Annotated in this window: 13 protein-coding genes; 10 read left to right on the top strand and 3 right to left on the bottom strand. The window is 66.3% G+C overall.

The window, feature by feature from the left end:
* The first annotated feature begins 172 nt into the window (after positions 1-172).
* The gene (locus tag DVU99_RS06255; RefSeq protein ID WP_114239340.1) at positions 173-1,939 is read left to right on the top strand and encodes an aspartyl protease family protein; all 1,767 of its coding nucleotides are present in this window, start codon (positions 173-175) and stop codon (positions 1,937-1,939) included.
* Positions 1,940-2,052: 113 nt separating this feature from the next.
* Here DVU99_RS06255 and DVU99_RS06250 read toward each other — a convergent pair whose 3' ends face one another.
* Positions 2,053-2,739 carry a hypothetical protein gene (locus DVU99_RS06250; RefSeq protein ID WP_157971365.1) on the bottom strand — a complete coding sequence of 229 codons (687 nt, stop codon included), beginning with the start codon at positions 2,737-2,739 and terminating at the stop codon, positions 2,053-2,055.
* Positions 2,740-3,087: 348 nt separating this feature from the next.
* On the opposite strand from DVU99_RS06250, the gene DVU99_RS06245 reads away from it, so the two are divergent.
* From DVU99_RS06245 to DVU99_RS06220, 6 genes are all read left to right on the top strand, one after another.
* Entirely contained in the window at positions 3,088-3,753 is a 666-nt protein-coding gene (locus tag DVU99_RS06245; protein WP_114239338.1) for a MarC family protein, read from the top strand.
* 211 nt (positions 3,754-3,964) lie between these two features.
* Positions 3,965-4,885 carry a M14 family metallocarboxypeptidase gene (locus DVU99_RS06240; RefSeq protein ID WP_198670221.1) on the top strand — a complete coding sequence of 307 codons (921 nt, stop codon included), beginning with the start codon at positions 3,965-3,967 and terminating at the stop codon, positions 4,883-4,885.
* Positions 4,886-5,366: 481 nt separating this feature from the next.
* Positions 5,367-5,717 (top strand): hypothetical protein, encoded by a 351-nt coding sequence (locus DVU99_RS06235; RefSeq protein ID WP_114239336.1) that lies wholly within the window; start codon positions 5,367-5,369, stop codon positions 5,715-5,717.
* Positions 5,718-5,995: 278 nt separating this feature from the next.
* The gene (locus tag DVU99_RS06230; protein WP_114239335.1) at positions 5,996-6,925 is read left to right on the top strand and encodes a LysR family transcriptional regulator; all 930 of its coding nucleotides are present in this window, start codon (positions 5,996-5,998) and stop codon (positions 6,923-6,925) included.
* Between the two features lie 436 nt (positions 6,926-7,361).
* The gene (locus DVU99_RS06225) at positions 7,362-7,880 is read left to right on the top strand and encodes a hypothetical protein (protein ID WP_157971364.1); all 519 of its coding nucleotides are present in this window, start codon (positions 7,362-7,364) and stop codon (positions 7,878-7,880) included.
* A 161-nt stretch (positions 7,881-8,041) separates the two neighbouring features.
* On the top strand, positions 8,042-10,174 hold the full coding sequence (locus DVU99_RS06220) for an FUSC family protein (protein ID WP_232823475.1): 2,133 nt from the start codon (positions 8,042-8,044) through the stop codon (positions 10,172-10,174).
* 38 nt (positions 10,175-10,212) lie between these two features.
* Here DVU99_RS06220 and thpR read toward each other — a convergent pair whose 3' ends face one another.
* Positions 10,213-10,809: an RNA 2',3'-cyclic phosphodiesterase gene (thpR, locus tag DVU99_RS06215; RefSeq protein WP_114239333.1), complete on the bottom strand. Its 597-nt coding sequence runs from the start codon at positions 10,807-10,809 to the stop codon at positions 10,213-10,215.
* Positions 10,810-11,129: 320 nt separating this feature from the next.
* Between thpR and DVU99_RS06210 the strand changes: the two genes are divergently transcribed.
* Positions 11,130-11,456, top strand: a complete 327-nt coding sequence (locus tag DVU99_RS06210; RefSeq protein WP_114239332.1) for a hypothetical protein — start codon at positions 11,130-11,132, stop codon at positions 11,454-11,456.
* Between the two features lie 36 nt (positions 11,457-11,492).
* A complete protein-coding gene (locus DVU99_RS06205; RefSeq protein ID WP_114239331.1) occupies positions 11,493-12,029 on the top strand; it encodes a Spy/CpxP family protein refolding chaperone in 537 nt (178 codons plus the stop codon).
* 25 nt (positions 12,030-12,054) lie between these two features.
* Here the strand turns inward: DVU99_RS06205 and DVU99_RS06200 are convergent, their stop codons facing one another.
* The gene (locus tag DVU99_RS06200) at positions 12,055-12,885 is read right to left on the bottom strand and encodes a 2'-5' RNA ligase family protein (RefSeq protein ID WP_114239330.1); all 831 of its coding nucleotides are present in this window, start codon (positions 12,883-12,885) and stop codon (positions 12,055-12,057) included.
* A 17-nt stretch (positions 12,886-12,902) separates the two neighbouring features.
* On the opposite strand from DVU99_RS06200, the gene DVU99_RS06195 reads away from it, so the two are divergent.
* Positions 12,903-13,208 carry a GIY-YIG nuclease family protein gene (locus DVU99_RS06195; RefSeq protein ID WP_114239329.1) on the top strand — a complete coding sequence of 102 codons (306 nt, stop codon included), beginning with the start codon at positions 12,903-12,905 and terminating at the stop codon, positions 13,206-13,208.
* Positions 13,209-13,307: the final 99 nt, after the last annotated feature.

The raw sequence follows: 13,307 nt of genomic DNA, 5'->3' as shown, positions 1-13,307 counted from the left end.
TGACAAGGCTGGACCTGCGCGGGAAGCATGTCGCGCGATGCCTCCGCTTGTACCCGGGAACAGGCATCAAACAGACAGCCATGGACCGCACACTGCCGGGGGGAGCCATGATCGTTGCGTCACGCGTCGCCGCAAGAACATTCCGAAGCCACTAAAGGGAAGGGACACGCTGATGCGGGCACTGCGCGTTTGCTGCCTTGGGGCCGGCCTCCTGCTTGCAGGCCACGCCTGGGCTGACGATTGCCATTTGAAGGACTACGGCACCTTGCCCGTGGAAATGATCGGCGACCGTGCCACCACCATGGTGAAGATCAACGGGGTCGATACACGCTTCATCCTCGACACCGGCGCGTTCTTCAACATCATGTCCAGCGCCAACGCGTCCGCGCTTGGACTCAAGCTTGAGCCCGCGCCGTTCGGCTACCGCGTCAGCGGCATTGGGGGCAGCGCGAACATTGAGCAGGCGCACGTCAAGGCGTTCGGCATCCTTGGCACCACGCTCCAGAACGTCGACTTCATTGTCGGTGGCACCGATGCAGGCAACGGCCTGCTCGGCGCCAACCTGCTCGATTTCGCCGATCTGGAGCTCGACCTGGCCAACGGCAAGGTGACCCTGTTCAAGGTCGACCATTGCGACAAGACATCGCTGGCCTACTGGGCGAAGGACGGCAATTACAACGTCGCCGACATCCTGCCGGCAGACAGCCCGTTCGACCGGCGCACCTTTCTCGAGGTCACGATCAACGGCCAGAAGGTACGCGCCGCGCTCGACTCCGGGGCAGCGGCCACCCTGCTGAGCCGCGAGGCCGCCGAGCGTGCCGGGATCAACCTCGCCGGGCCGGACGTCAAGACGGGGAGCCGAAGCATCGGCATAGGCGCCAAGCCGGTCAGGACATGGACAGTAAAGGTCGATGCGTTCTCGGTCGGCACGGAGACCATCCAGCACAGCCAGATGCAGGTGATCGACGGAAAAATAGGCGACCGAACCGACATGTTGCTCGGCGTGGATTTCATCCTGGCCCACCACATGTTCGTCGCCAACAGCAAGAAGAAGGTTTACTTCACCTACAACGGCGGTCGCGTCTTCACCTTCGCAACGACGGGCGAGAACGGCGACAAGTCTGCTGCCGGCGCGTCGCCGGACGGAACCACCGCCACGCCCAAGTCAGCGGAGGAGTACGCCCTTCTGGGCCAGGCACACCTATCCCGCGGCGAATCGCAGGCAGCCGTGGCCGACCTGAATGAGGCTATCCGCATGGCACCTGACCAGGCGTCCTACTACGTCGCCCGCGCGAAAGCGCACGGCGTGGACAAGCAGTCCGACGCCGCGCTCGCCGACCTGGACAAGGCCCTGGACCTGGACCCGAAGAATGGCGATGCGCTGCTGATGCGCGCAGAACTCCACATCGCTCAAAAGGACCGCGCGGATGCCGCGTCCGACGTGGCGGCGGCGAACGCAGTGACGCCCCCGGGCTCGACGCGGGAACGTTCGCTCGCCGCGCTCTATCTCCAACTCGACCAGCCCGCCGCGGCCCTGCCCCTGCTCGACGACTGGATACGCCTGCACAGCGATGACGGGTTGCTTGGTTCCGCGCTCAATGAACGATGCAGGGCACGCGCACTGAGCAACCAGATGCTGGACGATGCCCTCAAGGATTGCCGCAAGGCGATCAGGCGCGACGGCGAAAATCCGTCTTATCTCGACAGCCTCGGATGGGTGCAATTACGGCTGGGACACTATCCCGAGGCGATCAAGGCCTACGAGCAGGCCGTAGCGCAAAATCCGCGCTACGCGTGGCCACGCTACGGGCTTGGCCTGGCGAGAATCCGCAGTGGACAGGTCGAGGCAGGCCACGCCGATCTTGATGCGGCACGCGCGCTCGATCCCTCCATAGAATCACGAGCCTCGCAATACGGCCTGACCGCGACGGCGCCTTAGGCAACGGCATCGTCCGGGGATGAACGTCCGCCCCGCACAAGCGCCACTGCCACACACGGCCCGCCTGGCTCATCGCTGGTAGGCCTGCACAAGCAGCGGATCCGCGTATACGCCTAAACCGGCGCGATCGTGCCGGCTTCCGCCAATTCATGCCGATCTTCGCCGGACGGACCCGGCGCCGCCCCGGGCGGCGCGGCATCCTCGCGATGACGCCATGCATCGATCTGCGCCCAGAGCCGGTCGCCAGCAACCACCCCGTCGATGCGCCTGGGGTCCGCGCCAAGCAGGCGGGCAACGCGCCCGATCTCCACTTCCATGGGGTACTGCGGGTCCTTGCCGGCCAACGATCGAAACATGCTGGATTCGGAATGCTCCAGCTCCTGTGGGCGGAAGTGCGCCGTTACGTAGTGCACAAGGATGGCCGCCGCCTCGCCCATGGCCACGTAGGAACTGGCCAGCGCCTCCTCGATCTCACGCCCTCGCCGCAGATCCACCTCCCTGCCTCCCGGCAGGCGGGCCATGCCCCGCACGATGGGCACCACGCAGGTCATGTCGCCCAGGTGGCGCAACACGGATTCGTCCCCGGAATTGGCCGCCGCGAAAGGCAGATCCAGCGACACGCCGCTCGGGCGCGCCGAGAGGATATAGACGCGCAGGTGCTGCCGGCACTCTCCGATGAAGGCCGCGGCCTCGGCGTTCGGCGGTGTGAACACCGGGTCGCCTTGTAGCTTCCGACGCCAGCTTTGATCGACCACGGCGGCGCCGATGGCGATGCCACCGAGCAGGACCATGGCAAACATGAAAGCCATCAACACAACTTCGCTCCTGCCTGCTCCCTGGGTCTGATGGTGCGCCATCCTCACCCGGCGCTCCTGCCCCATGTTTCGGCCTCGCCAGCCAGAACCTGAGTCCAGGCGCACCATGAGACCGAGCTGCGGCGCCACAAAGCACGTGAATGCGCCAGTGATCGCGGCAAGTGCACCACCGGAAACCGGCTCCGCCACGCCATTCCCGCGCCACCCGCATGCTGCGTTTCGGCAACGTCCCGTGCTTTTAGGGAAATACCCGACCGACGTGCGCGCAAACATCCCCTCGCCCAGGGCCACCCGTCCGCCCACCGCCCCGGACAACCATCTCGGGATAGGCACATGCTCACCACCACCATCGAAGCCTTGTTGCTGGTCTTTGCCGCACTGTTTCCAGTGATCAATCCGTTCGGCGCCGCGCTCATCACGCAAGGCATGACCTCCCAGCTCGACGATGCCGGACGCGCGCGGCTGGCCGGCGTGGTGGCGTTGAATTGCCTTGCGCTCATGGTCGGCGCAGTACTGGCCGGCACCTACGTGCTGGCGTTCTTTGGCATATCGGTCGCCGTGCTGCGCATCGCCGGCGGCACCGTCATCGCCATTACCGCCTATCACCTGCTGACCGCGCCAACGACGAGCGCCTGCGCTTCGATCTCCTGCGGGGAGGCCTTGTCCAAGGCGTTCTATCCCATCACCCTGCCGATCACGGTTGGCCCGGGCACCATCGCCGTGGCCGTCGCACTGGGCACGGAAGCCATCGACACCCGCTCACCACCCCATATCGTCGGCGCAGGCATCGGCATCATCGCACTGACGCTTTGCATCTACGTATGCATGCGCTACGTCAATCGCCTGTGCCGCATCTTCGGTGCCACCGGCTCACGCGTGATCGACCGCCTGTTCGCATTCATACTCTTGTGCATCGGCATGCAACTGGGCTGGCATGGCATCGCCGAACTGCTGGGAGCGATACAAGGCTCGCCACACATCGCCGCAGCACCGCATTGACCTGCTTCCTGCAGCGAATGCGCTAGGCGTGCCCTGCCTGGCGGCCAACCCGACACCTGTCGCAATGTCTGTCTCGACGCAAAACCGTCACACAGCAAGCGAAGTCATGCGTTGGCAGTCGCGCTGCTTGCTGACTGGCCCGGGCACGTTGCTGGCGGTCGCCTGGACGCGGGCGGGTGATAGAGTACGCCGACTTCAAGGCGACGACTTCATCATGACTGAGGCTTTCTATCCCATCGGTACGCCAGGACAACCCTGGGGCGCGACGGAGCGCGCGGCATGGCTCGCGACGCAGGTCCGGCAGCGCAGCTACGCGCAGGACGTATTGAGTGTCATCGAGCGGCTTCGCGACCATTTCGACGTGGTCGAGTACGGCGTCCTGGACTACGGCGACGAGCACTACCCCTTGCTGGCCATCCGTAATCGGGACTGGGACGAAGCCCTCCCGGTGCTGGTGGTGACGGGTGGCGTGCATGGCTACGAAACCAGCGGCGTGCATGGCGCGCTTCAGTTCGTGCAACATCACGGCCTGGACTACGCAGGGCGCGCGAACCTGCTGGTAGTGCCTTGCGTCAGCCCTTGGGCCTATGAGCGCATCCATCGCTGGAACCCCGATGCGCTCGACCCCAACCGCAATTTTCGCAAGGACAGCCCAGCGGGCGAATCAGCGGCATTGGTGGATCTGCTGGAGCCGTTGCGCGACAGCACGTTGGTGCATATCGACCTGCACGAAACCACCGATTCGGACGAATCGGAGTTTCGCCCTGCCCTGGCTGCCCGCGATGGCAAGCCGTTTGTGCCCGGTGAGATCCCGGACGGCTTCTATCTGGTCGACGACGAACACCATCCCCTGCCTGCGTTCCAGCAGGCCGTGATCGATGCCGTGGCCAAGGTGACGCACATCGCGGAGGCCGATGCGAAGGGCGAGATCATCGGGGCACCGCTGCTGTTGCCCGGCGTCATCAAGTTCCCCGTCAAGCAATGGAGCCTGTGCGCTGGCATCACCAACGCGCGTTATGCCACCACCACCGAGGTTTACCCCGACAGCCCGCGCGCCACGCCACAGCAATGCAACGACGCCCAGGTCGCTGCCGTGCGCGCCGCGCTGGACTACGCGCTGGCGCATCGCTGACGCACGGCAGGCACCCCATCCCTCGGCCAGGGATGGGGTGCGTTGCCCTGATGGCCGCATGACTGGAAGCATGCGGCGCACCCATCATGACCAGGGCGCGCGCCTTGCACCGAGCCAGTGTTCGATGGGGCCCACATGATCGTTGCCTGCCCGCACCAGCGACTTCATTGACCGCATCGCTGGTGCGGCCGCGCCACACTCACCACTTTCGCCGCTCTTGCCGACAAGCGTGCGTTATCCGGCGCAGCGGAAAGCCAGGCTGAATTCCCGCCAACACCGACAGCGCTTGCGTGCGAATTGGCAAACCCGGTGATGGGAGCTGCGCGAACCTGAGCACGTCAGCTCACCGACGCATGGCTTGGACGGCGCGTCCCACCCCTCCGCCACGTTTCGGCTTCCGCTCTCCGGTGCGAATCCTCCATCACAAAGATGGCGACGAGTCCGCACACGCACTCCATCACATCGACGAGGAGCCACGCTCATGAAGAACACCCACTACAGCATGATGGCCTTCGCCCTGGTCGCCGCACTGGCCAGTGCCACGGCCTCGGCCCAGGTCGCCCCGATCTATATCCCCGGCCATGGCCGCATCAACCAGGTGAACCAGCGCCTGGCCAACCAGCAGAACCGTATCGAGGCCGGCATCGCAGACGGCCAGATCAATGCGCAACAGGCCTTCCGTGATGAGCGACAGGACGCCAACATCGCTGCCCGCGAAATGCGCGACGAGGCCGAGCATGGCGGCCACCTGACCGCGCAGGAGCAACAGCACCTCAACCGCTCACTGAATGACGACAGTGATCGTATTCACTATCAGCGTAACGGCTTCTGACCCCCCCAAACGCAGGGCGCGAGCGGCTCGACTTCGGCCGGGCCGCTCGCCGTTGGGGCCTATCTGATCGTACCGCCGCCATAGGCGGATGCCCCTTGTCTGCCGAAGCGTCATGTACGCCATGACCGCCCCGCGAAGCGGCCGTTCATCCATCACGCTCACCGTCGCCGCTAGAATGCAGTCTTCGCGCAACGGAGCCTCCCGTGCGCGCTGCTCCTTTGAAAGCGGGTTGAAGCCGGCGCCTTGTCGGCGCACCTACGACCACGATTACGGCGAACATGGAACCCTATCGATTCGGCGACATCGCTGCGTTTGTCGCGGCAGTGCGATCCGGCAGCTTCACCGCTGCCGCCAGCGGACTTGGCCTGACGCGCTCCGCGGTAGGCAAGAGCATTGCGCGACTGGAGAGCCAACTGGGCGTGCGGCTGCTCCATCGCACCACGCGCAAGCTCAGCCTCACCGACGAAGGGGCGGTGGTCTACGAGCGCTGGCGGCAGATCCTCGAAGAGCTGGAAGACGTGGACGCCACCATGGCGCTGCGGCGCAGCCGCCCCACCGGCACGCTGAAGCTGATGACGCCACCCTCGTTCGGCCAGCGCCACATCATGCCGCTGATCCACGCCTACCTTAAGCAATGGCCGGAGCTGCGCACGGAGTTGTGGTTCACCGACCGTTTCGTGGACCTGATCGAGGAAGGCTTCGACATCGCAGTGCGCATCGGCGCCCCCAAGGACGACTCGCAGATACTGACGCGCACGGTGGCATGGCAGCAGTTCGTCGTTTGCGCATCGCCCGAATACCTCGCGCAGCGTGGCACGCCACGGACGCCCGACGATTTGGCCCGGCACGACACCATCGTGTACCTCAACGCCGAGCGCCCCCGCCCGTGGCGACTGCAGACCGAACAGGGCCCGTATCTCTACGAGGGCCCGGGACGCATGAACATCGACAGCTCCGAGGCCATGCGCGAATCGGCGCTGGCCGGATTCGGCCTGGCCTACCTGGCTAATTACATCGTGGGTGACGACCTGCGCGCCGGCACCCTGGTGGAAGTGTTGCAGCCCTTCCGTCCGCCGCCGGACCCGATACGGCTGGTCTATCCGAGCAAGCGGCACCTCACCCCGCGTACGCGCGCCTTCATCGACCTGGTGGTGGAGCACTGGGGCGACGGTGCGCCGTGGGAGCCGGACACCGCCCCAACGGACTGAACGACGCATTGGGGACGGCCAGGACCGAGTGAAGGTCACCGCAAGTGATTTATCGCGGAAGACGATTCCGTGACACTGGCGCCCCTCGCAGATCCCCGCACCTTCAGGCAATGACCGTTTCTGCTTTCACCGCACGACACCCGCGGTGCACCGAACGCATGGCGCCCGCACCGGCGCGACATGCCGCCCGTCCCTCGCCCGTTCGCATCGACGTCCCGACGGGATAGCCGCAACAGGCGCGGCCCAGCCAAGCACTGATCACGCCGCCCGTTTGCCACGCATCGCACCACGCGCCCACGCATAGCGCAGGCGCCACTGCATCGCAGGCCCCATCACAACCGCATCACCTGCTTCCGGGGCCCTGCGCCGCCCGGTGGGCTGATGCGCCTTTCGCGCGGCGCCCGCCACGCCCCAACTGCCCCAAGAGAACAACACCATGCATGCTCATTCCCGTTTGACCGCCTTCGCCCTTGTCGCCGCCACGTTCGCGCTGGCCGGCTGCCACGCCACCGTCGATGCGCGCTGGGCCAGCTCCAACGACACCGTGGACCACTGGAAAAAGGCCATGCCCACGTTGCCTGTCGAAGTGCGGGGCGCCCTGCCCGATGCCACCAACGCACAGATCGCCCAGGCTATTCCCAACGCAACGACCGTTGGCACTTCCGGCCTGACCGCGCCACGTCTGGTCGTGGAACTGGGTAACGGCGAAAAGCCGCGTGACGACGCCTATTGCGCCGCGCCGGCCAAGGACAGCGCGACGAGCGGCGCCCAGGCACGCGTGTCCATGACCCTCACGATCTGCGATGGCACGCGACTGGTCGCATCGTCCCGCACGCCGATCGACCCCGCCAAGACGCCCGTGTCGGCGCTTTCGCAGCGCGTGAACAGCCTGAAGAAGCTCGCGCTGATCGGCATCGCCCGCGGGCAGATCGAGGAATACCAGGTCCAGGGCTGATCCCACGCCGCTGCCCGTAGCCGCACGCCGGCGGCGGCCAGGCAGCCAGGCCCCGCGCAACGCCGCTTGCCCACGGGTGTCGCGATACTGATGCCGCACGGCCACCGTGCGGCATCGCTCGCTTCCCTGCTCCTCCATTTCCTTCCAACAGCAGGGACACGATGATTCCGGTGCCCATGGATCGCCCGGCGACGCGGATGCGTTCGCGCATGGCCTCGTTCTTCGCCGGAGAGCGCCAGGCGTGGGCGTTCGTGTTCAAGTGCGTGCTGGCGCTCTATCTCACGGCGTGGCTGTCGATGGAGTTTCAGCTGCAGCAGCCCGCCACCGCGATGATCACGGTGGCCATCGTGATGCACCCGCAGCGCGGCATGGTGCTCGCCAAGAGTTTCTACCGCGCCATCGGCACGCTGGCGGGGAGCCTGTTCGCGCTGCTGCTGATGGCGGCCTTTCCGCAGCAGCGCGAGCTGTTCCTGTTCAGCCTCTCGTTGTGGGTGGGGCTGTGCTCGGGCGGCGCCGTGCTCTACCGCAACTTCATGTCCTACGGTTTCGTGCTCGCCGGCTACACCGCCGCGGTGGTGGCACTGCCGGCGATCGACGATCCGTACCGCGTGTTCGACACGGCCATGCTGCGTGTCAGCGAGGTGATGCTGGGCATCCTGGTGGCCGCACTGGTCAGCGACATCGTCTGGCCGGAACGCCTGCGCGAAGTGCTGCAGCGCACCGAGCACGAGCACTACGAACACTTCATGGCGTTCGCGCGCGACAGCCTGCTGGGAAGCATCCCCCGTACACAGCTTGAACAGGCCCATATGCGCAGCGTGCGCGCCGCCGTGCAGCTGGAAGACCTGCGCTCGTCGGTGATCTTCGAGGACGCCGAGACTCGCGCGCGCAGCAGTCGCATGCGGCTGTTGAACCTTCGCTACATGGCCGCCGCGACCAGCCTGCAATCACTGCATCACCTTGTCGGCCGGCTGGAACGCAACCACCACGGGCGCACAGCCCGCGCACTCGTACAGCTTTACGCCCCGGTGAGTGATGCGCTCACGGCCGTAGATCCGCTCGCGCCCCGTGCACTGGCAACCCGCCTGGACGCATGCCAGGAACGGCTGCCACCGCTTGCCGTGCAGCTGCGTGCGACCTTGCGCCAGGAGCCCGGGCTTTTGCGCGAATTCGACAGCGGCGCCACCCTGTTGAAGCGCTTCGCCAGCGAACTGAGTGACTTCGCCTCGCTGGAGGCCGCACTGCGCGAAACACACGGCGCGCGTGGCACGGTGGAGCGCGTGGCGTTCCGCCGCTCCAACGATCGTGTCGCCCCGCTGTTTGCCGTGGCCCGCACCTTCCTCGCCATGCTGGGCCTGTCGGTGTTCTGGCTGGCCACGGACTGGCCCTCGGCCACCACCGCCATGCTGCTGGGCACGCTGTTCAGCGGGCTGCTGGCCACCTCTGCCGCCCCTGTCACCGTCACCGCCTACACGTTTGGCGGCTTCGCACTGGGTGCCGTCGCGTCCTACGTCACCGCGTTCAGCCTGCTTCCCGGCAGCGACGGCTTCACCATGCTCGTGCTCGGCAGCCTGCCGCTGATGATGATCGGACCCTACCTGTCCACCCGCAACGCCACCCTGCCGGGCGTGGGCGCGGGGTACACACTGGGATTCGTGCTGACCCTCGCGCTCAAGAACCCGATGGTGTACAGCCCCGAACATTTCCTCAATGAGACGCTGGCTTCGCTGTTCGGACTGATGGTCACCGGTATGGCCTTCATGCTCATGCCCGCCGTAATCGGCACACGCTGGCTGTGGCAGCGACAGATGCACCAGCTGCGGCGACAGGTGCAACAGGCAGCCACCGCGCCCATGCAGGGCCTGCTCTACGCGTTCGAAAGCGCCAACCGCGACCTGTTCCACCAGATCGTCCAGCACACCAGACATGGCAGCGAGGAATCGCGCAGCCTCATGGCCTGGGGACTGGCCGTGCACGACTGTGGTCGCGCGCTCATCGAGCTTCGCCGCGACATGCAGCACGCCGAGCTTCCGCCTGCGGTGCATGCCGCATTGCAACTGGCCGTACAAGCGCTGGCCGAGCTGTACGACACGCCCGCTGCCGCGCGATGGAAGGTCGCTGATCATGCCGTGGAGCGGGCCATCGTGCTTGCCTCGCGGGCCCTGCAAGGCGCGCGCGCCAGCTGCCAGCCCGCACTGGCCCATCTCCTGCAACTGCGCAATGCGCTGCGCGATGACGAATCCGCGCTGGCGCCCTATATCGCCAGGTCGACGGACAGCTTCGATACGCAGTGAAGCGGATGGCCGACCGCCGGCGGCGCGGCTCAGGTCGGCTATAGGCGCCAGCGATCGAGGATACGGTACTCGCCGCCACCCACCACGCTGTGCAGCAGCGCGAATCCGTCCACCCGCCAGCACACGGGTTCAATGGCCACGGCCTGCGGCAAGGCCGACCGGCTGTACGCATAGGTGACATGCGGGGTGAAGCTGCGCGACACATGCATGCCCGCGCCTGCCAGCGTGAGCGCATGCCTCAGATCCTGCCAAAGGGTCTGCAGGGCAGCCGGCGTCTGCTCGCATCGCAGCACGCAAGGCGGCTCGCGACCGTGGAAGGCCGACGCGGAGTCCAGCAGCAGTTCGAACGGCCCGCCGCGTACCTTGCCGGCTGCATCGATTGCAGCATTCACGATATCCGTGCGCAGCTGCGGATGATCCCCCAGGAAATGCAGCGTGAGGTGGTAGCGCGAAGGGCGGATCATGCGCGCTCGCAACTGCTGCGCCAGGGCGGCAGCGGCGGCTGCGGTCTCGATCTGCCGGGCCACGGCATCGTCAGGGAGCAGCGCAAAGAACAGGCGATGGATCTGTGCTGGCTGGCCGCCGCCAAGCAGATCCAGTTGTTGTGAACCGGGGGAGTGGGATGACCTGGGCATGCTGGGAACCGTGTACGACCAAACTTGACGCGAGCCCGGCATTGTAGAGCGCAGGACCGGCATCGTCTGCGCGGGCAGCACGTAGACACCTGGCGCCATGCATGACGGCCGCGCCGAGGAACACGATGGTTTCCCAGGAATGTTGACGTCAGGCCCCTTTCCTCACTGTTCCGTACCAACTTCCTCACGCGCTGCTGACATAAGCAAACCGTCGCCAAAGCGTCGACGGCACCACCATGTCGCATTGTGTCGCCGTGCACACAAGCGGCCATAGGCTCTGGGTTGCGCAACACCGCCGCCGCAAAGCCGGAGGGAATTCGATGAACCGCAACTCGCACCTGTCGCTGCATCACAAGCTCACGGCGATCTGCCTCGCTGCCACCTGGATGGCATTGCCGGCGACAGCCATGGCGCAGTACCACCATCATGGCCCGCCGCCTCCGCCGCCTCCGCATCACTACGACTATCACCACGATCACTATCACGACGATTCCGGCGCCGTTGTGGCCGGTGCGCTGCTGGGCGTGGCGGCGGGGGCCGCGATCGTCGGCTCCACCACGCCACAGCCACCGCCCACGGTGGTCTATACCCAGCCGCCACCGCCACCGCCGCCGGGCGTGGTGTATTACGACAACAACGGCTATTGAGCATCCGTTCGCCTCCTTTCCAAGGAAAAACCGACGATGAAAACCTCTCTACGTAGCCTGACCCTGCCCGCGCTGATCTCGTTCGCGCTGGTGGCGGCGCCTGCATGGGCCCAGCAGGGCACGTCGCAAACGTTGCCGACCTCCACACCGGCCTCCACCAAGGACCACGGGCAGAAGCATGCCGACGCCGTGGAGCGCCGCATCGCCGACCTGCACGCGCAGCTGAAGATCACCGACCAGCAGGGCAAGCAGTGGGACGCCTTCGCGCAGACCATGCGCGACAACGCGCGCGCGGCGGCCCAGGCGTTCCGCGATCGCGCGCAGAAGCTGTCCACCATGAATGCGGTGGACGCGATGAAGTCCTACGCGGACCTCACCCAGACGCACGCGGACAACATGAAGAAGCTGGCTTCGTCCTTCAGCGATCTCTATGCCGTGCTGTCGCCTGACCAGAAGCAGATCGCCGACACCATGTATCGCAACCCCGGGGGCGGCCCGAAGAAGGGCCCGGGCCCGCGCAGGGGTGGCAAGGGCAGCGCGCCGGCCAGTGCCTCCTCGGCGGCAGGCGGCTGAGCAACGATGCGCGGCACGGTGGACTTCACCGTGCCGTGCAGGGGCCCGCTACGGCACTGCTCCGTATCTGTGCATCCAGCATCACCCGATGATGGGCGTGCAGCGCGCCAAACTGGCTGCGTGCCAGGTAGGTGGCGTAGTGCAGTTGTTCCACCGCCAGCCATGGATCCGGCGCCTGCAGTGCACCCAATCGCGCGCGGATCTCGGAGGCCGCCACGCATCGCCGGTACAACCCCAGCGTGATGTGCGGCACGTAGGCCGCCTGGCGTACCTCCCTGCCCGCCGCGCGCAGCGTTGCACGCCATGCGGCCAGCCGGCCCTCGGGGTCGCCCACCGGAATGAAAGCCGCACTGGCAAAGCTGTCCGGCCTCGCCAGGGGCAAGGCGCAGGCGCTCCCCGCACCGGCTTGCAGCCGCGCGACCTGCTGCTGCAGCTGCATCGCCACGAAGTCGTCGTCGTAGGTGCGCACAGGCTGATCAAACCCGCAGACGAACAGCGTGAGGTGTGGCTGTCGCTCGGGGCACGGATGCAGCAGGTCCTGCAACTGTCGGCGCACCTCGTCGATGTACGCCAGCAGCGCCGGCTGGACCACCGGCACGATCCACACGCCGTAGCGCTCGCGACCGCGATGCCACTCGGGGTAGTCGCGCAATGAGGCCACCAGGGTTTCGGCCGGCGCGGATACGGGATCGGAGAACAGCATGGCCCGATGGTAATCGCCTCCCTGCCCTCGCGCATCCGGCAACCGGTGCGCGGGTGCCGCCATCCACGACAGGTGCCAGGCACGCTGGCTGCTGGCATAGTGTGCCCGCCCGTGCGGCTGGGCCGCGCGACGGCGGTCCGATACCGCTGCCACTTGGTCAAGCCCGTCACATGCCCGAAACCGCCGATGCCATCGCCACGACCTGGTGGCTCTACCTGATCGAATGCCGGGACGGCTCCTATTACGCGGGCATCACCACCGACGTGCAGGCACGCTATGCGATTCACGTGGCGGGAAAGGGTGCGCGTTACACGCGCTCGCATCCGCCTCAACGGCTGATCGGCGCACGGGCTTATGCCGGTCGTTCGCAGGCCTCGCGGGCGGAGTGGGAAATCAAGCAGCTGCCGAAGGCGCGCAAGATCGCGTACCTGCAGTTGCCTGCGCCGACGACGCCGGGCAACTTCGAAGCCGGCTGATCACGCGAAAAGGCGCCTCGCCTGTGCCGGGATGGCGGCCAACGGCGGATTGCCGTGCGCCGTACCACCCTGAGGGGGCACGGCGCACGGTTAGTGCGC

The organism is Dyella sp. C9, assembly GCF_003332825.1.
Classification (GTDB): domain Bacteria; phylum Pseudomonadota; class Gammaproteobacteria; order Xanthomonadales; family Rhodanobacteraceae; genus Dyella.
The sequence above is the reverse complement of the archived record's forward strand: the minus strand, read 5'-3'. Positions and strand labels throughout refer to the sequence as shown.